The 20,082-nt window shown below is 62.2% G+C and carries 17 protein-coding genes; 11 read left to right on the top strand and 6 right to left on the bottom strand.

From position 1 onward, the window contains the following. Positions 1 to 183: 183 nt before the first annotated feature. The 7 genes from ACQ4WY_RS04905 to urtE all read left to right on the top strand — a co-directional run bounded on the left by ACQ4WY_RS04905 (position 184) and on the right by urtE (position 7,342). Positions 184 to 783, top strand: a complete 600-nt coding sequence (locus ACQ4WY_RS04905) for a transglutaminase-like domain-containing protein (RefSeq protein WP_436503067.1) — start codon at positions 184 to 186, stop codon at positions 781 to 783. Positions 784 to 799: 16 nt separating this feature from the next. Continuing rightward, entirely contained in the window at positions 800 to 1,588 is a 789-nt protein-coding gene (locus ACQ4WY_RS04900; RefSeq protein WP_436503066.1) for a DUF4349 domain-containing protein, read from the top strand. A gap of 200 nt (positions 1,589 to 1,788) precedes the next feature. Then, positions 1,789 to 3,042 carry an urea ABC transporter substrate-binding protein gene (urtA, locus tag ACQ4WY_RS04895; RefSeq protein ID WP_436503065.1) on the top strand — a complete coding sequence of 418 codons (1,254 nt, stop codon included), beginning with the start codon at positions 1,789 to 1,791 and terminating at the stop codon, positions 3,040 to 3,042. A gap of 67 nt (positions 3,043 to 3,109) precedes the next feature. Further along, the gene (urtB, locus tag ACQ4WY_RS04890) at positions 3,110 to 4,696 is read left to right on the top strand and encodes an urea ABC transporter permease subunit UrtB (RefSeq protein WP_436503064.1); all 1,587 of its coding nucleotides are present in this window, start codon (positions 3,110 to 3,112) and stop codon (positions 4,694 to 4,696) included. Then, positions 4,693 to 5,814 carry an urea ABC transporter permease subunit UrtC gene (gene urtC / locus ACQ4WY_RS04885; protein WP_436503063.1) on the top strand — a complete coding sequence of 374 codons (1,122 nt, stop codon included), beginning with the start codon at positions 4,693 to 4,695 and terminating at the stop codon, positions 5,812 to 5,814. Before urtB ends, urtC begins: the two co-directional genes overlap by 4 nt. Continuing rightward, positions 5,811 to 6,641 (top strand): urea ABC transporter ATP-binding protein UrtD, encoded by an 831-nt coding sequence (gene urtD, locus ACQ4WY_RS04880; protein ID WP_436503062.1) that lies wholly within the window; start codon positions 5,811 to 5,813, stop codon positions 6,639 to 6,641. Before urtC ends, urtD begins: the two co-directional genes overlap by 4 nt. Positions 6,642 to 6,643: 2 nt before the next feature. Continuing rightward, a complete protein-coding gene (gene urtE / locus ACQ4WY_RS04875; RefSeq protein ID WP_436503061.1) occupies positions 6,644 to 7,342 on the top strand; it encodes an urea ABC transporter ATP-binding subunit UrtE in 699 nt (232 codons plus the stop codon). A gap of 2 nt (positions 7,343 to 7,344) precedes the next feature. On the opposite strand, the gene ACQ4WY_RS04870 is transcribed toward urtE, so the two are convergent. After that, positions 7,345 to 7,929: a chromate transporter gene (locus ACQ4WY_RS04870; protein ID WP_289949737.1), complete on the bottom strand. Its 585-nt coding sequence runs from the start codon at positions 7,927 to 7,929 to the stop codon at positions 7,345 to 7,347. Next, positions 7,926 to 8,513: a chromate transporter gene (locus tag ACQ4WY_RS04865; protein WP_436503060.1), complete on the bottom strand. Its 588-nt coding sequence runs from the start codon at positions 8,511 to 8,513 to the stop codon at positions 7,926 to 7,928. Before ACQ4WY_RS04865 ends, ACQ4WY_RS04870 begins: the two co-directional genes overlap by 4 nt. Positions 8,514 to 8,760: 247 nt before the next feature. Between ACQ4WY_RS04865 and ACQ4WY_RS04860 the strand changes: the two genes are divergently transcribed. Then, complete coding sequence (locus ACQ4WY_RS04860) at positions 8,761 to 8,955, top strand: hypothetical protein (RefSeq protein WP_436503059.1); 195 nt, start codon at positions 8,761 to 8,763, stop codon at positions 8,953 to 8,955. A 417-nt stretch (positions 8,956 to 9,372) separates the two neighbouring features. Here the strand turns inward: ACQ4WY_RS04860 and ACQ4WY_RS04855 are convergent, their stop codons facing one another. Beyond that, a complete protein-coding gene (locus tag ACQ4WY_RS04855; RefSeq protein ID WP_436503058.1) occupies positions 9,373 to 9,972 on the bottom strand; it encodes a hypothetical protein in 600 nt (199 codons plus the stop codon). Positions 9,973 to 10,333: 361 nt separating this feature from the next. Continuing rightward, positions 10,334 to 10,876: a phosphohydrolase gene (locus ACQ4WY_RS04850; protein WP_436503057.1), complete on the bottom strand. Its 543-nt coding sequence runs from the start codon at positions 10,874 to 10,876 to the stop codon at positions 10,334 to 10,336. A gap of 201 nt (positions 10,877 to 11,077) precedes the next feature. On the opposite strand from ACQ4WY_RS04850, the gene ACQ4WY_RS04845 reads away from it, so the two are divergent. Both ACQ4WY_RS04845 and ACQ4WY_RS04840 read left to right on the top strand, forming a co-directional pair. Continuing rightward, a complete protein-coding gene (locus ACQ4WY_RS04845; protein ID WP_436503056.1) occupies positions 11,078 to 14,221 on the top strand; it encodes an NAD(P)-binding protein in 3,144 nt (1,047 codons plus the stop codon). A 46-nt stretch (positions 14,222 to 14,267) separates the two neighbouring features. Beyond that, positions 14,268 to 15,179 (top strand): alpha/beta hydrolase, encoded by a 912-nt coding sequence (locus ACQ4WY_RS04840; protein WP_436503055.1) that lies wholly within the window; start codon positions 14,268 to 14,270, stop codon positions 15,177 to 15,179. Here ACQ4WY_RS04840 and ACQ4WY_RS04835 read toward each other — a convergent pair. Next, positions 15,164 to 17,989: a hybrid sensor histidine kinase/response regulator gene (locus ACQ4WY_RS04835; RefSeq protein WP_436503054.1), complete on the bottom strand. Its 2,826-nt coding sequence runs from the start codon at positions 17,987 to 17,989 to the stop codon at positions 15,164 to 15,166. The two genes, ACQ4WY_RS04840 and ACQ4WY_RS04835, sit on opposite strands and share 16 nt — an antisense overlap. Positions 17,990 to 18,222: 233 nt before the next feature. On the opposite strand from ACQ4WY_RS04835, the gene ACQ4WY_RS04830 reads away from it, so the two are divergent. Continuing rightward, on the top strand, positions 18,223 to 18,852 hold the full coding sequence (locus ACQ4WY_RS04830) for a LysE family translocator (RefSeq protein WP_436503053.1): 630 nt from the start codon (positions 18,223 to 18,225) through the stop codon (positions 18,850 to 18,852). On the opposite strand, the gene ACQ4WY_RS04825 is transcribed toward ACQ4WY_RS04830, so the two are convergent. Continuing rightward, complete coding sequence (locus ACQ4WY_RS04825; RefSeq protein WP_436503052.1) at positions 18,815 to 19,549, bottom strand: YceI family protein; 735 nt, start codon at positions 19,547 to 19,549, stop codon at positions 18,815 to 18,817. The two genes, ACQ4WY_RS04830 and ACQ4WY_RS04825, sit on opposite strands and share 38 nt — an antisense overlap. Positions 19,550 to 20,082: the final 533 nt, after the last annotated feature.

Below are 20,082 nucleotides of genomic sequence, written 5' to 3'. Positions count from 1 at the left end.
GGCCCAATGGGGCCGGCAGGCGTTTGCCCGCATGATACCAGCTACCGGGCTGCCGCCAAAGTCGCCGGCCCCCGCGCAACGAGCTTGCAGCGTGGATTTTCTTTGTTCCTGCGCAAGGAAACGCTCGATTGTGTGCCGCTTCGACTAAAATCGCGCATTATCTTTTCGCATTGCCTTTATGCCATGTCTACCGACTTTTCCCCCTATCTAGCCAGCAGCCTGTATATCGACAGCGACCATCCGGCCGTGCGCGCCAGGGCGGCCGAGCTGGCGGCAGGCGCGGTGGGCGACGCCGCCATCGCGGCCCGCTGCTTTGCCTTCGTGCGCGACGAGGTCGCCCACAGCTGGGATTACCAGCGCAATCCCGTTACCTGCCGCGCTTCCGACGTCTTGCAGCATGGCACGGGCTATTGCTATGCGAAGAGCCATTTGCTGGCCGCGCTGCTGCGCGCCAACGGCATTCCTGCCGGCCTGTGCTATCAGCGCCTGGCTGTCGGCGAAGTGGGGCCGCCATTTTGCCTGCATGGCTTGAACGCCGTGTATCTGCAAGAGTTTGGCTGGTACCGCATCGATGCGCGCGGCAACAAGCCCGGCGTCGCGGCCGCCTTCACGCCGCCGCGTGAGCAACTGGCCTTTCCCGTGCTGGCGCCCGAGGAGCGTGACTTGCCTGAAATCTGGCCGGCGCCATTGCCGCAGGTGCTGGCTGCGCTGACCGGCTATGCGACCGTGCAGGACGTGGCGGCGCATCTGCCCGATGTCGAGATGCTTCCGCTTAGCAAATAATCCAAAGAAAGAAATCATGAAAAAAATCTATATTGGTCTGATGGGCCTGTTGCTGCTGGCCGGTTGCGGCGGCAAGGGCGAGAGCGGCGGGCAATCGAGCGCCGCGCGCCTCGATGGCAAGGAAAAGGGCAGCGAATTCCTTGCCTATGAACATAATGTCAGCGTTGATACGCACGAGGCGCAAGTGCGGCCGCTGTATGAAAAAGTGGTCGCTGCCTGCAAGGCCGATACGGAAAACGGCTGTTTGCTGCTCGATTCCAGCGTCGACGGCGGCCGCTACGTGCATGCGCGCATCAGCATGCGCGCCAAACCGGCCGGCATCAAGAAACTCGTCGCGCTGGTCGCGGCCGGAGGCGACGTTACCAGCCAGGGCACCAAGGTGGAAGACCTGGGCCGTCCTGTGCTCGACAGCAAGAAACGCCTGGAAATGCTCAAGCAATACCAAGCCCAGCTACAGGACCTGGAAAAGCGCTCAGGCACGAACGTCGACGCCCTGATCAAGGTGACCAAGGAGCTGGCGACCGTCCAAGTGGAACTGGAGCAGGCGACAGCGGCCAATGCGCTGTTGATGCAGCGCATCGATACGGACTTGCTGAACGTGGTCATCAGCGCCGAAGGCAGGCAATCGTTCTGGCGGCCCGTCAAGCGCGCGCTGGGCAATTTCACGGAAAACCTGTCGGAAGGCGTGGCCAACGCCATCACGGCCATGGCGTACATCCTGCCGTGGCTGATCGCTTTCGTGCTGCTGTTCCCGCTGGGCCGCAAGGGCTGGCGCCGCCTGCGCGGAGCGCCGCGCAAGGATTGATTCGTATGGATTAACTTCTTCGGCGCACCGTTTTACGGCAATTTGAAACCTGGCTGCACAGTCCTTGTGCAGCCAGGTTTTTTTTCGTGCGGCGCTGGCCGCGTGCACCATGGCGGACGCCTGCTGGCGCTGGCATGCATTCTGCTTTAACAACATCGTATGCCCAGCTCGACCCCCACGAACCCATCACAGGAGTCCCCATGTCACGACGTATCATCCTGAAAGCGGCCGCCGCCGGCGCACTGGCCCTGGCCACGTCCACTTACATGCAGGCAGCCTTGGCCGCCGACACGATCAAGGTGGGCATTTTGCACTCCCTGTCGGGCACCATGGCCATTTCCGAAACGTCGCTGAAAGACGTGGCGCTGATGACGATCGCCGAGATCAATGCCAAGGGCGGCGTACTGGGCAAGAAGCTGGAAGCCGTCGTCGTCGATCCCGCGTCGAACTGGCCTTTGTTCGCGGAAAAAGCGCGCCAGCTGGTGGCGCAGGACAAGGTTGCCGTCGTGTTTGGCTGCTGGACGTCCGTGTCGCGCAAGTCGGTTTTGCCGGTGTTCAAGGAACTCAACAGCCTGCTGTTTTACCCGGTGCAATACGAGGGCGAGGAGCTGGAAAAGAATGTGTTTTATACGGGCGCCGCGCCGAACCAGCAGGCGATACCCGCCGTGGAATACCTGATGAGCAAGGATGGCGGCGGGGCCAAGCGCTTCGTGCTGCTGGGCACGGATTACGTGTATCCGCGCACCACCAACAAGATACTGCGCGCCTTCCTGAAAAGCAAAGGCGTCAAGGATAGCGATATCAGCGAGGTCTACACGCCGTTCGGCCATGCCGATTATCAAACCATCGTCGCCAACATCAAGAAGTTTTCCACCGGCGGCAAGACGGCCGTCATTTCCACCATCAATGGCGATTCCAACGTGCCGTTCTACAAGGAACTAGGCAATGCGGGCTTGAAAGCCACGGATGTGCCCGTCGTCGCGTTTTCCGTGGGCGAGGAAGAGCTGCGCGGCATCGATACCAAGCCCTTGCTCGGTCATCTGGCGGCGTGGAATTATTTTGAATCCGTCAAGAATCCCGTCAACACGGCCTTCATCAAGCAGTGGAAAACGTATGCCGTGGCGCAAAAGTTGCCGAACGCGGGTTCGGTCGTGACGAACGACCCGATGGAAGCGACCTATGTCGGCATCCACATGTGGGCGCAAGCCGTGGAAAAGGCGAAATCGACGGACACGGACAAGGTGATCGCCGCCATGGCCGGCCAGAGCGTCAAGGCGCCGTCCGGCTTTACCCTGACCATGGACCCGACGAATCACCACTTGCACAAGCCCGTGATGATCGGCGAGATCAAGGCGGATGGGCAATTCAATGTCGTGTGGAAAACCAAGGAACCGATCCGCGCCCAGCCATGGAGCCCGTTTATCAAGGGCAATGAGGGCAAGCAAAAGCTGTAAAAGCAACGCTGGCGCCATCGGGCATGCGTCCGGTGGTGCTGACCATCAACGCTTTTCCGGGATATCAATGAGGCTATTCACATCGCTGCTGGTCTTCGCCTGCCTGTGCCTGTCATCCATGGCGCAGGCTACCATCCCTCCTGAGCTGCTGAAACCGCTATCCGGCGACGACCCCGATACAAGGGTCGCCGCCGTCGCGCAGATCGCCGCCCTGGCCACGCCCGAGGCCGCCCGCGTGCTGCAAGCCTTGCAGGACGACGCGTTATACGCGACTCCCGACGGCCAGGTCTACATCGTCGACGGCGAACAGGCTTACGATCCGGCAAGCGGCAAGAGCGTGCCGCTGCCGGACGGCATCGATGGCGTGATGGTCAACAACCGCTTGCGCTCGGCCGTGGCGGGCGCCTTGTCGGGGTTGAAACTGCTGGCGCCCGAGCGGGCCACGCGCCTGGCCGCTGCGCAGGCGCTGCAGCAATCCGTCGATCCCGCGCAAATCCCTTTGATCCGCAAGGCGCTGGCGCAGGAGCGTGATGCCGACATCCAGCAGATATTGCAGGTGTTGATCGCCAGCGCCAACCTGCATGCGCCCGATGCAGCCACGCGCAAGGCCGCCGTGCAGGCGCTGGCCGGCAGCAGCGATGCGCGCCTGCTGCCCGTGCTGCAAGCCATGCTGGAAAAGGAAGGCGAGCCCGATGAAGCCGTGCAACTGGCCGCCATCGAGACCATGCGCCAGATCAAGGGCAGAGTGGCGCGCATGGAATTTGCCGGCAATGTGTTCTACGGCATTTCCCTGGGCAGCGTGCTGTTGCTGGCCGCGCTGGGGCTGGCCATCACCTTCGGCTTGATGGGCATCATCAATATGGCGCACGGCGAATTGCTGATGATAGGCGCCTACACGACGTATCTGTGCCAGCTGTTTTTCCGCAGCTACCTGCCCGGCATGCAGGATGCCTACCTGCTGGCCGCGCTACCGGCCGCCTTTCTTGTTGCCGGACTGGTGGGCGTGGCGCTGGAACGCACCGTGATCCGCTGGCTGTATGGCCGGCCGCTGGAAACCCTGCTGGCTACCTGGGGCATCAGCCTGATCCTCATGCAGGCGGTGCGTACGATCTTCGGCGCGCAAAACGTGGAAGTGGCCAATCCGGCCTGGATGTCGGGCGGCGTGACCGTACTGGGCGGCCTCGTGCTGCCGTACAACCGCCTGGCCATCATTGCCTTTGCCATCGTCGTCGTCGTGGCCGTGTGGTTAATTTTGAACAAGACGCGCCTGGGTCTGTTCGTGCGGGCCGTCACGCAAAACCGCCGCATGGCCGATTGCGTGGGCGTGGCCACGGGCAAGGTCGACATGCTGACCTTCGGCCTCGGTTCCGGCATCGCCGGGCTGGGCGGCGTGGCCCTGTCGCAGCTGGGCAATGTGGGGCCGGACCTGGGCCAAAGCTACATCGTCGATTCCTTCATGGTGGTGGTACTCGGTGGCGTGGGCCAGCTGGCCGGCACCGTGATCGCCGCGCTGGGCCTGGGCGAAGTGAACAAATTCCTCGAACCGGTGGCGGGCGCCGTGCTGGCGAAGATCGCCATTCTCGTGTTCATCATCATTTTCATCCAGCGCCGGCCGCAGGGCCTGTTTGCCATGAAGGGACGCAGCGTCGAATGACTACCTCCTATCAATCCAAACAGGGTCTGTTCACGCGGCCCGTCTGGCTGGCGATTGCCGCATGCACGGTGCTGGCGGCGCTGTTGCCGCTTTTCAATCTGGCGTTTGCTGAGGGGCATGCGCTGCACGTGTCCGCCTACACGGTGGCGCTGGTGGGCAAGTTCATGTGCTACGCGCTGGCCGCGCTGGCGCTGGACCTCGTTTGGGGCTACACGGGCATATTGTCCCTGGGCCACGGCGTGTTTTTTGCCCTGGGTGCGTATGCGCACGGCATGTACTTGATGCGCGCCATCGGCGACCAGGGCCAGTACCACAGCAGCTTGCCCGACTTCATGGTTTTTCTCGACTGGAAAACCTACCCGTGGTACTGGGCCTTCACGGAACATTTCTGGTATTGCATGGCTCTCGTCGTGCTGGTGCCGGGCTTACTCGCCTTTGTGTTCGGTTACTTTGCCTTTCGCTCGCGCATCAAGGGCGTGTATTTTTCCATTATCACGCAAGCGATGACCTATGCCTTCATGCTCTTGTTCTTCCGTAATGACACCGGCTTTGGCGGCAACAACGGTTTCACGGATTTCAAGACTATCCTCGGCCATAGCATCACGGCACCGGCCACCCGGGCCGTGCTGTTCCTGCTGACCCTGGCCTTCCTGCTGGCGGCCTTGATCGGCGCGCGCGCCATCGTGCGCTCGAAACTGGGCAGGGTGCTGCAGGGCGTGCGCGACAGTGAGGCGCGCTTGATGTTCCTCGGCTACAACCCGCTGTGGTTCAAGCTATTTGTGTGGACCCTGTCGGCCGTGCTGTGCGGCATTGCGGGCGCCCTGTACGTGCCGCAGGTGGGCATCATCAACCCGTCTGAAATGTCGCCCGCGAACTCCATCGAAATGGTCGTGTGGGTGGCAGTCGGTGGGCGCGGTACGTTGATCGGTCCCATCCTGGGCGCCTTCACCGTCAACGGCTTGAAAAGCTGGTTCACTGCTGCTTTGCCGGAACTGTGGCTGTTCGCGCTGGGCCTGCTGTTCATCGTCGTCACTCTGTTCATGCAGCAGGGCATGCTGGGCGTGTTGAGCAAACTCAAACGTAAAAAAGTGGCCGCCGTGGCAGAGGAGGCCGCATGAGCATCCGCATGTTGCCCGGCATGGCCAGCGCAGAAGCGGGGCCGACGTACTCGCGCGTGAAAGGCGAGGGCGTCGACACGACGCACGGCGCAATTTTGTATCTGGAAGACATCAGCGTGTCCTTCGACGGCTTCAAGGCCATCAACAAACTGAGCCTCGATATTTCCGTGGGCGAACTGCGCTGCATCATCGGCCCTAACGGGGCGGGCAAGACGACGATGATGGATGTGATCACGGGCAAGACGCGGCCCACGTCCGGTACGGCCTGGTTCGGCCAGACCATGAACCTGGCCACCATGACGGAAGCGCAGATTGCCCATGCGGGCATAGGCCGCAAGTTCCAGCGTCCCACCGTGTTCGAGCAGCACACGGTGTTCGACAATCTGGAACTGGCGATGAAGATGGACAAGCGCGTGGCGCCCACCCTGTTTGCGCGCTTGACGTCCGAGCAGGCAGGCAAGATCGAAGCGATCTTGCGCTTGATCCGCCTCCACGGCCACGAGGCGCGGCCGGCCGGCTTGCTGTCGCATGGGCAAAAGCAGTGGCTGGAAATCGGCATGCTGCTAATGCAGGAGCCGCAGCTGATCCTGCTGGACGAACCGGTAGCCGGCATGTCGGATGCGGAAACGGCGCGCACGGCGGAATTGCTCAATGAATTGCGCGGCAAACATTCGATCATGGTGGTCGAGCACGACATGGGTTTCGTCACGGACATTGCCCAGCAAGGCATCGTCACCGTGCTGCATGAAGGTGCCGTGCTGGCGCAGGGCCGCATGGACGAAGTGCAAGCGGACGAGCGGGTCATCGAAGTCTATCTGGGAAGGTAAGCATGCTGGAAGTCGAACAATTGAATCAATACTATGGCTCCTCGCACACCTTGCGCGGCATCAACCTGTCGGCGCGCAAGGGCGAGTGTTTGGCCTTGCTGGGGCGTAATGGCGTGGGCAAGACGACTTTGCTGAAATGCCTGATGGGCGTGCTGCCCGTGGCGCAGGGCAAGGTGCTGTTTCATGGGCGCGACATCACCAGGCTGGCGCCGCATGCGCGGGCAAAGCTGGGCATCGCTTACGTGCCGCAGGGGCGCGACATCTTTGCGCGCCTGACAGTCGAGGAAAACTTGCTGATGGGCATGGCAGTGAAGCGGGGCCGGCTAGCCTCGCGCATTGATCCCCACGTCTATGAACTGTTTCCGGTACTAAAAGAGATGCTGCAGCGGCGTGGCGGCGATTTGTCGGGCGGGCAACAGCAGCAGCTGGCCATCGCCCGCGCCCTGCTGGCCGAGCCGCAGCTGATTATCTTCGACGAACCGACGGAAGGCATCCAGCCCTCCGTCATCAAGGATATCGGCCGCGTGATCAGCCTGTTGAAACAGCGCGGCGACATGGCCATCGTGCTGTGCGAACAGTATTTTGATTTTGCCCGCGAACTGGCCGATGAATTCATCGTCCTGTCGCGCGGCAGCGTCGTCGCCAGCGGACCGGCTGCACAGATGGATGGCGACGAGGTGAAGCGCCACCTGGCCGTGTAGGCTTACACGAGCTGCAGCCAGCCCAGCACGGCGCCGGCCGCCAGCAGCCAGAGTAAATGGATCTTCGTGCGCCAGATGATCAGGCCCGCCACGATGGACAGGCTCCACAGGGGCCAGTCCGTGCGGATGTCGTGGTTGGCGCCGCCCAGTATCATGCCGGTGGAAATCAGCAGGGCGACGACGATGGGCGCCATGCCTTGCTTGAAGGCGCGCACGGGGCGCAAGTCGCGGTTGCGATAGCCCCACTGGGCTGCCACGTAGGTGAGGGTGGTGCTGGGCAACATGATGCCCACCATGGTCACCAGCACGCCGAGGTAGGCTGCCGTGTAGCTGCCCGCATTCATGCCCACGTTCCAGCCCATCAGGGCGACGAACAGCACGTTCGGGCCGGGTGCTGCCTGGGCGATGGCGATCGATTCATTGAATTGCGCCTGGGTCAGCCAGCCATGTTGCTCGACCAGGAAGCGGTGCATTTCGGAGGTGGTGGAAATGGCGCCGCCGATCGACATCAGCGACAGCATCAGGTAGTGGCCGAACAGGTTCAGCCAGTCGCCCGTGCTCAAGACCAGTTGCAAGGGCGGATTCATGAGGACAGCTTTCGATACGTCAGCAGGCAGCCGATGCCGCCCAGGCCCAGCAGGATGTACAGCAGGGGCCAGCGGAAGACCGCCACCATCAGCACGCCCAGCACGGTGATGGGCAAGGTCAGCCACAAGGGCAGCGGATGCTTGGCCAGCGCGGCAGCCAGTTTCACGCCCGTGGCGGCGATCATGCCGGCCGACACGGCCGCCATGCCGCGCAGGGCGCCCGCCATTTGCGGATTATCGCCAAAGTGCGTGTACAGCACGCCCAGCAAGAGCACGATGAGGAGGGGCACGGCAAGCATGCCGGCCAGCGCCGTCAGCGCGCCTTTCAAACCGAAATAGCGCCCGCCCACCATCAGCGACAGGTTGACGACATTTGGCCCGGGCATGATTTGCGCCACGGCCCAGTCTTCCAGGAATTCCTCCTGCGTCAGCCAGCGCTTGCGCTCGACCATCTCGCGCTGGATCACGGCCAGCACGCCGCCAAAGCCTTGCAAGGCCAGCCAGGTGAATGAGAAAAACAGGTCTGCAAGCGAGGCGGGCTGCGGGCGGGGCAGGTCGGGCTGGATGGAGGAGGGGGAAGGCATGGCTGATTATCGCCGTGGCCGCTCGCGCTTGTCCATCGCTTTCGGCTGCGGTGCTACCTGCAAGAAAAAACCGTGGCTCATGTTTCCCTGCCATTGACATTGAGAGTTTATCGGCAATACTTTTAGCGGCAACATGACCGCTGTCTCTATCCGCACTGTCGCGGTTCGCACCGCTACGCCGTCTCCCTCCCTCCGTCCCCCTTCGCAGGAGTTGCTTATCATGCATCATTCCACAGAAACGCTGCATATGCCTGTCATACCTATGGTGCGCCATGTGCGCATCGATCAGAGAATGTGCGACATCGTCAACCTGGGCATCGCCGTGCAGGCGGCCTTCAGCACCTTGTGCGCGCTGGAATACCTGAAGTCATATAATGTCGCCCCCGAACTGATCGAGCGCGTACTGCTGCACCCGGAGCAGCGCCGCCAGACCTTGCATTGAGTATCCGCACGGCAATTGTGTTGCCAGCAGCGCTAAGCCGGCGTTGTCGGATTGATCATTACGGCTCAGTTATGCACAAATGATGGGTTAGCGAAATTGTCGAAATAATTTTCTTGTGATTATGTGTGAGTTTCTAAGTGATTGATTTTAATGAGGTTTATTTTTGCTGTTTGATTGAGCAGTTTATTGAAAGCCGCACGGGCTGTGGCTTTGAGACCTGTCAATAGGCCCTTATCCACAAAGATATCCACAGTCCGTGTGGATATCTGAAAAAGCGCTTAACAATCCGCCACTTAGGGAATTGGAGCCCGCCAGCGCATGCAATCGGGCGGCAAGATGGGCCAAAATGGGGCATGCCACAAGCCTGTATGCCTATCCAGTGCTCTTGTTTTTATGACTGAAAGTAACGGCGGATGGTCAGGGCGTGCCGCCGGCCGGTTTCGCTGGCGTGTCGCCGCACTGGGCCAGGGCGGCAGCGAGCTCGGCGACTTGTTGCTGCGCTTCGCGCAAGGTTGCGTAGGTGCGCAGCGAGGCGATCACGGTGGTAAACAACTTGCGTGTCGTCAGGTCGGTCTTGCACCAGAAATCGTTGATGTCGTAATCGATGATGACGCGGTGTTCCAATGCCTGGCCGGGCTGGCCCGTACGCAGGATGATGCGCACGGCACTGTTGTGCAGGTCTTCGCGGACCTGGCGCGCCACTTGCAGCCCGGCATCCTGGGTTTCCATGATTACATCGAGCAGCACCACGGCGATATCGGGCGTGCTGCGCAGCAAGGTCAGCGCCTCGGCGCCCGAATACGCGTGCAAAAAGCTCAGCCTGCGGCCCTGGAAGCTGGCCTGGCTAAGGGCGAACTTGGTCACCACATGCACGTCAACATCGTCATCGACAATCAGCACGCGCCAAGGCGCCGCGTTGGCAGGCTCTGCCGCCGCGTCAGCCCGTTCCAGTGGCTCGTCGACCAGCCAGTCGGGTTCGTCCGCCCCCTTGGCGGCGCTATCGCTTTCCATATTCATGCGTTTATCCACTGTTGATCGTACTCGCTACTCCACACTATGCCAGTCTGCGGGGTTTGTCAAAACAATGCTGTTCAAGCAAGACGGCCTGGCGCCGGGACTGCTTATGCACAGCAAAATATATTTTCATGGTAGTCGAGTAACTTTGCGCTAGCGCAAACTCATGATTCTAAGTCATTGATTTCATTGGGGTAAAAAAATGCCTGTGAAATCAGCAAATTGTTGAAACCCGCATCAATACTAGTGTTGCGGCTTGTCAAGAGGGGCTTATCAACAACTTTATCCACAGTTGCTGTGGATATCTAAAAAAGCCGTGCAAAAACCGTGGCTTAGCGCCCGTCGTGCGGCAGGGTGGAAACATTCATGCGGCAAGCCCAAGCCCGCCCAACTGAGTAAAGGCATGCAGGAAGCGCTGCTTGGCTTCGGCCGGACCCATGGCTTCGATTATACCGGGCAAGGGGGCGATGCCGTCAAGGTAAGCCCAGCGTTCGGCCGAGTGCGGCATCAGGTCGCGCTTTTCCGTGGCCAGCGCGATCAGGTCGGCCTGCTTGATGGGCGCGTAATCGGAAAAGTCCAGGCCATAGGTGGCGGCGATGATGGCGCTGACCTTGTCTTCCAGCACGCCAAATTCCGGCAGCAGCACTTTCAAGGGCTTCACCATGTCGCCCAGATAGGCTTCGGCCGCGTCATGCAGCAGGGCGGCCAGGCGCAAATGGGGCGGCACCAGTTCTGCGACGATCAGGCTGTGCTGGGCGACCGAGTAAAACACTTGCGTCTGCCCATTGAAGCGGCACTGGTAAGCGAGGCCGTGGGCAATGTCTTCAATGGCTACCTTGTCGATATGCGGGCGCAAGGGATAAAAACGGTTGCCTGAATAGGTGGATACGTAGTCGGTAGTAATCATTTCTCGGTTAGCTCACCTGCTTTGCACGGATGATCCATCCTACACCGGATGGCCGCCACTTGCCTTTCGCTTGTACTTTTCTCCTTCCTGCTGAGCCTATGCATCTTGGCAAATCCTTTAATTTATTTCATATCATTCATTGATCTTTCTCAAATACACTGTAGAAATCTTGTTTGAATGAAATTTAAAGGGGACAGGGCAATGACGGCGATACCTTCGGCAAGACCTTCGTATATCTATCAGGGCGGTTCGGTGATGATGCACTCGCCGCTGCAACTGAAACAGTCGGAAATGTACGGCTATTTCGTCAGGGGCGACCTGGCGAAATTGCAAGCGACCGTGAATAACACCTTGAACCAGGTGGCGGGCCGCAAGTTGACCCTGAAAGCCCTGTCGCCGTATGTGATGCTGACGTTTACACGCGTCAACCATGCGGACTCCGCCAACCCCGTCGACCAGGCCAAGGGCTGGATCACGGAAGTGGACATCGTCACCTGGATCATGGTCGGCGAGATGGATGCGGCGGGCAAGCTCGCGCATATCTACTGGTACCCGTGCCATATTTTTGTCGATGACGCGATGGCCCTGATCAACGGGCGCGAACTGTTCGGCTATCCGAAATACCTGTGCGACTACGAGATTCCCGCCGCCGGCAGCGAGCCGCTGCGCTGCTCCGTGGCGGCCAAAGGCTTCCAGCATTTTTCGCCGGAAACGAAACTGGCCTTGCACCCGCTGCTGGAAGTCAATGCCACCGTGCAGACGGGGCCGCATAAACCCGTCAACAGTTTCCTCGAACTCATCGAGCAGGCGTTCAAGATTTTCCTCTCCATCCCGGATTTTTTCGACATGGACCAGGCCGGCTGGGCCGATATTCTGTCCTTGCTGCGCAATCCCCGCATCGACCAGATATTCCTCAAGCAGTTCCCCGACAGCGCGGGCGTGAAGGCCGTGTACCAGGCCCTGGTGGCCGCGCCGGCCGAGATCAACCGCCTGCACAGCGCGCGCCTGCTCGGCTACGAATACGAATGTACGTTGCACGCCTTCGACAGCTTCCCGCTGGACCAGACCCTGGGTTTGCAGCTGGGGCCGCAGGCGGCCATCCTGCCGTTCAATGTGAACTTTGACTTTACGGCCATGCCGGGCGAAGAGCTGGTCGACAATTCGAGCATCGCGCCGCAAAAGATCGCCATCCTGGGCGGCGGCGTGGCGGCCATGACGGCCGCGTATTATTTGACAAACCAGCCGGGCTGGCAAAACCAGCACGCCATCACCGTCTATCAGCTGGGGTGGCGTCTGGGCGGCAAGGGCGCCAGCGGGCGCAATGCGCAAGTGGGCCAGCGCATCGAGGAGCATGGCCTGCATATCTGGTTCGGCTTTTATGCGAATGCGTTCAAGATGATCAAGGAAGCGTACGCCAGCCTGGATCGCCCGGCAGGCGCACCGCTGGCCACCTGGCGCGACGCCTTCAAGCAGCACGATTACGTGGCCCTGTCGGAAGATGTCAAGGGCAAGTGGCGCAACTGGTCGATCGTCTTTCCCACCTTGCCGGGCGAACCGGGCGAGGGCAGCGAAGACATCACCCTGTGGCAGATGGCCATCGCCATGGTGGGCTGGATCGAGCAGTGGATCCACCAGATCCGGCAAGTGGCCGATGCCGATGCGCGCATAGAGCGTGCCAGCGCCACCGCGGCGCCAGGCGGGGGCGCGTGGCCGGGCTGGCTGCGCCGTCTGGCCGATGAAGTGGTGGGGCAGGCCGATGAGCTGGGCCTCGACGTGAGCCTGTCCGTGGGCGCGCTGGCAGCGCTGGTGGCCGACCTGGCGCCCGATTCCACGCGTCATGACCAGGCCCGCCACCAGCTGCTGGCCAGTACCCTGAACGGCATCCGTGCCTGGCTGCGCCTGCGCTACCGGGCCCTGATCGACGGCGACGATGAATTGCGCCGCCTGTTCACCTGCCTGGACCTGGGCATCACGGTCATGAAGGGCATGTTCGAAGATGGCGTGTTCAAGAACGGCTTCGACGTCATCAACGATATCGACTTCCGCGCCTGGCTGAAAAAACATGGCGGCGACGAGCAGTTCAGCGTCAATTCCGCTCCCGTGCGCGGTTTTTATGACCTGGTGTTTGCCTACGAGGGCGGTGATTTCAGCAAGCCGAACATCGAGGCTGGCACGCTCTTGCGCGCGATGGCGCGCATCGGCCTGGCCTACAAGGGCGGCATCATGTTCAAGATGCAGGCCGGCATGGGCGACACGATTTTCACGCCGATGTACGAAGTGCTGAAAAAAAGGGGCGTGGAATTCAAATTCTTCCAGCGCGTGGAAGAACTGGTACCGGGCGCCGGCGACATCGACAGCATTCGCATCACGCAGCAGGTGCAATTGAAGGACCCTGCCGCCGGCTACGCGCCGCTGGTCGATGTCAAAGGCCTCGCTTGCTGGCCCAGCACGCCCGATTACACGCAGATCGAACCGGCTCAGGCGGCGCTGCTGCAAGCGCAAGAAGTCAACCTGGAATCGTATTGGAGCGACTGGCCGCAGCAGTACCAGCAAGCGTTCGGCCGCGCGCTGCCCGCCACGGTATTGAAGAAGGGCGTCGATTTCGACAAGGTGGTATTCGGCATTTCCATCGGCTCGCTGCAGGCTTTATGCCCGCAACTGCTGGCGCAAAGCCCGGCCCTGCAACTGGCGGCCGACAAGGTGAAAACCGTGGCCACGCAGGCTTACCAGGTGTGGCTGAACAAAAACCTGTCGCAGATGGGCTGGACCACGCAGCCGAAGGGCCAGCAACCGGTGCTGTCGGCCTTCACTGAGCCGTACGACACGTGGGCGCCCATGGATCAATTATTGGCGCACGAAGATTGGCCGGCGGGACTGGCGCCGAAAAACGTCTCGTATTTTTGCAGCGCCTTCCCCGTCGACAGCTACCCGCCCGTCACCGACACGGGCTTTCCCGCCCGCTGCGCGGCCAAGGCCAAAGAGGGAGCGCTGCACCAGCTGGAGCGGGAAATCGGCGCGCTGTGGCCCGAGGCGGGCGCGCCGGGCGCGTTCCCGTGGCAATGGCTGGTCGATGCGAAGGCTGGCACGGGGCCGGCGCGCTTCGACAGCCAGTACTGGCGCGCCAACGTCGACCCGTCCGAGCGCTACGTGATGTCGGTGGTGGGCAGCACGCAGTACCGGCTGGCCACCGACCACTCAGGGTTCAGCAACCTGTTCCTTACGGGCGACTGGATCAAGACGGGCTTGAACGCGGGATGCGTGGAGGCGGCCGTGATGGCCGGCATGCAGACCTCGCGCGCCATGACCGGTTATCCGGCCGTGATCCAGGGGGAGACGGATTTCTAGCGATCTGGTTATCATGGCGTTTCATTGAGTCCTGCGCGAGCGAATCATGAAACGTCTGATGCTGCTGTGTCTTGTCCTTGTCCACCTGAACGCCAGCGCCGCGCCGTCCGGCGCTATCCTGCTGTGGCCCGGCGCGCCGCCCGGTGGGGCGGCGCCGGGCCCGCAGCGCGACAGCGCCAAGGGCTCCATCACGCAGGTCGAACAACCGTATCTGATCGTGCACCGCCCGGCGCAGCCGAACGGCCTGGCGATCCTGCTGGTCAGCGGCGGTGGTTATGCGCATATCGAGGCGGGCAAGGAAAGCGGCCCGGCCGCCGACTGGCTGCAGGCGCAGGGCATCACGGCGTTTGAACTCGTGTACCGCCTGCCGCAGGAAGGCGGCGGGGTGGCCGCGCCCTTCCAGGATGGCCAGCGCGCCATGCGCGTGATCCGTGCGCGCGCGACCGAATGGGGCATCGACCCGGCGCGCATCGGCATGCTCGGTTTTTCCGCCGGCGCGCACCTGGCCGGCATGACGGCCGTGCAGCCCGACGTCTCCCGCTACACGTCCGTCGACGCGATGGATGGCGTGTCCGCGCGGCCCGACTTTGCCGTGCTGCTGTACCCCGTGCTGACCATGCAGCCGCCATTCGACACGACGCATGCGAAGAGGCAGCTGCTGGGAAGTCACCCCACGCAGGCGGCGCGCGACGCCTTGTCGGTGCAATTGCACGTCGATGCGCGCACGCCGCCCATGTTCATCGCGCAGGCGCTGGACGACCCGATCTCGCCACCCGAGAACAGCCGGCTGATGGCTGCCGCCCTGGGCCGCGCGGGCGTGCCCGTCGAGTTGCATATGTTCCGGCACGGCGGCCATGGCTGGGGCCTGGGCAAGTCGGGCAGCGAGCCGGCAGCCTGGCCGCAGCTGCTGCTGGCGTGGCTGCAATCGCGTGGCTGGATGCCTCAGCCGCCGGGCTGAGCTTCGAGGTCGCGCCGCGCCACATCCAGCGCCTCTTGCAGCTGCGGCAGGAACTGTCCCACATTCTCGAGCTTGCCGCTTGAGGCCAGGGCCTCCATCTGGTGGCACAGGCTGTGCAGGGTGGGGCGGCTCAGGTAGCCGGCGCTGCCCTTCAAGGCGTGAAAGGCGGCGGCCGCCGCGCTGGCATTGCCATCGCGCACGGCCTGGCAGGCCAGGTCCAGGCGCCGCGGCGCTTCCAACAGGAAGGCTTGCGCGATGCGCTGCAAGTGCTGCGGCGACAAGCCTGCCAGCGGCAGGATGTGCACGGGCACCGTCATGGGATCGGCCGGCGCCGGCGTGTCCGCCTGCGCCATGGTGCTGGCGTCGTCCAGGCCGAATTGGTTCGCCAGGGTATCGTTCTCGCCCGGCACGGCCGGTGGCAGTGCGTGGCCGCGCGCCAGCAGCAGGTCGATGATGGTGTCGATTTTCTCGAACAGCAGTGCTTCGTCGACGGGCTTGCTGAGGAAGTCGTCCATGCCGGAGGCCAGGTAGCGTTGCCGGTCATGTTCGCTGGCGTTGGCCGTCAGCGCGAGGATGGGGATATGCGCATCGGTAATGGGGAATTGGGCGTTGCCGCCGTCGCGGATCAGGCGCGTGGCCTGTTCGCCATCCATCAGCGGCATGCGGCCATCCATCAGCACGCAATCGTAGGCGCCCGTGCCCAGCGCGTGCAGCGCCTGCTCGCCGTTTTCCACGATGGTCACCTCATGTCCCATGCCTTCCAGCAGGGTGCCGATGATGATCTGGTTGGTGCGTACGTCTTCGGCGCACAGGATACGCAGGCGGCAGGCGTGACGCGCGTGGCGGGCCGGCCGGCGCGCATCGGCCGCCGGCGCGCTGCCCGGCGCGAGTGGCAAGGTGAAATGGAAGCGCGAGCCGATGCCGACCCGGCTTTCCACGCCTATCGTGCCATTCATCAGTTCGACCAGTTCCTTGCAGATGGCCAGGCCCAGGCCCGTGCCGCCGTAGCGGCGCGTGGTGGAATGGTCTGCCTGTTCGAATTTCTGGAACAAACGCGGCAAGGTGTCCGCATCGATGCCGGAGCCCGTATCGCTGATGATGAATTCGATCTCGCTGCGGCCGTCGCGGCGCGGCGGCGTGCGGGCGTGCCGCACTTCCAGCAGCACTTCGCCATTCGCCGTGAACTTCAGTGCGTTGCCCAGCAGGTTGATGAGGATTTGCCGCAGGCGCGTGGGATCGGCGCGCACGTAGCGCGGCAGGTCCAGCGCCAGTTCGCGGCGCAGCAGCAGGCTCTTGGCGTCGGCCTGGCCCTGCACGATGCCGGTCGCGTCGCCGATCAGCGCCAGCAAGTCGAAGTCCACGGTTTCCAGGGTCAGCTTGCCTGCGTCGATCTTCGAGAAATCGAGGATGTCATTGAGGATGGTCAGGAGCGAGACGCCATTGTGCAGGCCGATGCGCAGGTATTCCTGCGTGCGGCCGCGCACGGACTGGTCGCGCAGGGCGAATTTCAGCATGCCGATGACGCCGGCCAGCGGCGTGCGGATGTCGTGGCTCATGGCGGACAGAAAATCGATGCGGTGGCGGCTGACCACTTCCGCGTGTTCCTTGGCCTTCAGCAGGGCGTCGTTACTGAGGGTCAGCGCCAGGGTGCGTTCCTGCACCCGCTGTTCCAGGTTGTTGCGCAGCAGGCGGATCTGGTCGGCAAGGGCAAAGGCCAGCAGCAAGCCGTCGAAGGTGCCGCCGAGCAGGGTCACCAGCTGGGCGTTGGCCACCATGGCCTGCATCAGGCCCAGGTTGGCCGGCAGGATCAGAAAGCCGGGCAGCATCAGGGCGACGAAGGCCAGCACGAAGAAGCGCGCCGGCTGGTAGCCGCGGCACCAGACGACGATGCCGCAGATGAGCGCCAGCAGCATCCAGATGCTGATGGCGATGGTGGCCAGGGTGTGCGCATACGACAGGGCGAAGAAGCAGGTGGGCAAGAACAGCAAGGGCAGCACCAGGTTGACCTTGCTGATGCGGTACAGCATGGGCGAGTAGTGGCGCAGGTGCAGGAAATGCATGTAGAACAGGGTGCTGAAGACGGGCAGCAGGAAAAACGGCACGTAATGCAACTGCAACTGGTGCCAGTCGAACAGGTCGGCAAAGACGTGGAAGGTCATGGCCCAGGCCAGGCCATAGGTCAGCACGTACAGCGCGTAATAGGCCGAGGCTTTGTCCAGGGTGATGGAAAAGATGAAGAAATTGAACAGGCCCAGCGCCAGCAGGGCGCCGATGGACGCCACCATCAGGAAATTTTCCTTTGCCACCAGCTTGCGGTAGTCCTGCTGCGTCTTCACGCCGAACATGGGCGCGCGCGCGTAGTAGGGGCTGGAAAAACGGATCAGGATGTCATACGTGGCGCCCGGCGCCAGCTGCACGTTCCTGCCATAGTGCAACAAATACTCGTGCGGGCGCTGGTAGCCTGTCAGCAAGGTCTGCGGCGCCGTGTGCGGCCCGGGACCATACACGTAGAGATCGACCAGATCGATCAGGGTATCGTTCGGGTCGATGACCCAGGCCGTTTCGCTGCTGTCGTTGCGTACCTGGGCATGCAGCCAATAGGCGCCGCCGAACAGGTCGACCTGGTCGGCCGGGCGCTGGCGTGCCAGCCAGGCGGGCAGGGCGGCTGCATCGGCAGGCGCGGCGTCACTTCCGGCAAGAAACAGTTGTCCACCGTTGCCCAGGTGCTGGATGCCTTGCTTGTTCAGGGCCAAGGGGGCTGCGTGCGCCGCGCCCGTCAAGCCCAGCAAGCCCAACAGGAGGCCGAACACAAGCGGCCAGCCGCATAGCCAGGCGCTGATGCGGGAGCTGATAGCGCGGTGGCGGGATGGGGGCGGGTGGGCTGGCATCGATGGGTTTGGTGATGGTCGCGCGGGACTGGCGGCAGCGTCGTTTGCTGTGGAGTGCCCATTTTAATCGACTCTCGGTGACATACGGGCAATTTCATATCCTGCCGACATGGCGCCCGCTCCGGTATCATGGCGCCTTTGCCCGCGAGATATTCATGCTCAGTCCCGACCAATTCCTGGCCTTCCTGGCGGCCGCCGTCGTCATTACCGCCAGTCCCGGCCCCGACAACCTGATGGTGCTGGGCGTGGGCATGTCGCGCGGGCGCCGTCAGGGCATGGCGTTCGGCCTGGGCTGCGCCCTCGGTTGCCTCACGCACACCGTGCTGGCGACCATCGGCGTGTCGGCCCTGCTGGCCGCGTCGCCCACCGCATTTACCGCGCTGAAAGTGGCTGGCGGGCTATACCTGGTGTGGCTGGGCATCGGCGCCTTGCGTAGCCGTGGCGGCGCCAGAGTCGATGGCGCGGCGGCCTTGCCGGACGAGACGCTGCTGCGCCTGTTCGGCAAGGGCTTGCTTGCCAACAGTATCAATCCGAAAGTCGTGCTGTTTTTTCTCTCGTTCCTGCCACAGTTCATCGTCGCGGGCCAGGGCAACGCCAGTTGGCAGACGGCGCAGCTGGGTCTGGTATTTACGGCGCAGGCTTGTGTGCTGTTCGGCTTGCTCGGCTATTTTTCCGGCGCCGTCGGCAAGTGGCTCAACCGCCGCCCGCGCGCCGGCCTGTGGCTGGACCGGGTGGCCGGCACCATCTTCATCGGCCTGGGCTTGCGCCTGATCCTGGCGCGCTGAGGTCTTGCCGGGCGGTAATGCGGAACGCCAGTTCCATCTGGTCCTGCACGGCCATGGCGCCACCCAGGACGGCGAAGGGCACGATGCCGAAGTCGCTCTGTTTTAACAGCAGGCTGCCGCTGGCCTGCAGGCTGCGTCCATCGGCCGCTTGCTCGATGCGCACCGGCAGTTGCAGCGTGCGCGTCACGCCATGCAGGGTGATATCGGCGTCGAGCACCTCCTTGTTGCCCGTGCGCCGGGCGTCAATACGCACCCACGGATAGCGCTCCGCCTCGAGCACGCGCACCAGCATGTTGTGGCGCGTGCCGGCGATGGCGTCGGCTGACGGCGTCGTCGTCAGGCCGGCCGCCTGGCGCAAGCTTTCCTCATCCACACTCATTTCATCCAGCCGGAACTGAAACTGCGCGCGCCCCAGTGCGGGCGCCACTACGCCCTGCAAGTTGCGGCTGGCGATCACGTGGTCATGCCCCAGCCGCGCCAGCGCGCCGCCGCGCCGCACGGTAATGGTCAGCAGGGATTCCTGCGGGGCGATGTGCAAGACATGCACGCCCGGCTGCTGCCACAGCGGCGCTTGCACGGCTGGCGCCGCTACTGGCGCGGCGGGTAGCGAGGCGGCGGGCGGCGGGGCGAACGGGGTGCAGGCCGCGAGCAAGGCGCAGGCGCAGGCCAGCAGCGCGCGGCGGTGGGCATGTGGCATCAATGAGGACTCCTGGCAAAGGGATGGCAACGGTGGTGGCGCAGGGCGCAATGGGGCGATAGTAAGCGATCCGGGCATCGGCGCGCTAGCCGGATCGCGTGCGAAGCCGTTTTGCAAGACCAAGGCATCTTGCCACATGCCATGTCCTGCAGGACAGCAGAGGTGAACGCAATGCAATTGGTATTAAAGCAGGCGCTGGAAAATGAATCTGCTGCAGTGCGGGATAGAATCAAGCGATTACTGGCTATGGAAAGAAATGCGTATTGAAATAAGTGCTGATAATGAGCATTAATAATTTCTTTTGAAAAACAAACTACCCATTTGATAGTTTCGCATCATTATATAAATGACAATTTAAATATTATGTCGAGCTGATCAGTATGCGTCAGGAAATAGAATGTCAGCGTAACTGCACGATTAATTTGATCAATGTGTTGCGAAATATCAACGAGATAATTTAATTTCTTTGTTGGAAACAAAAAAACCACTGTTGTCGTACGCTTGAACTGTTACTTGTTCATATAATCATGACA

The sequence above is a fragment of the Janthinobacterium salmonicoloratum genome, from assembly GCF_051380845.1.
Lineage (GTDB): Bacteria > Pseudomonadota > Gammaproteobacteria > Burkholderiales > Burkholderiaceae_D > Janthinobacterium > Janthinobacterium lividum_F.
The sequence above is the reverse complement of the archived record's forward strand: the minus strand, read 5'-3'. Positions and strand labels throughout refer to the sequence as shown.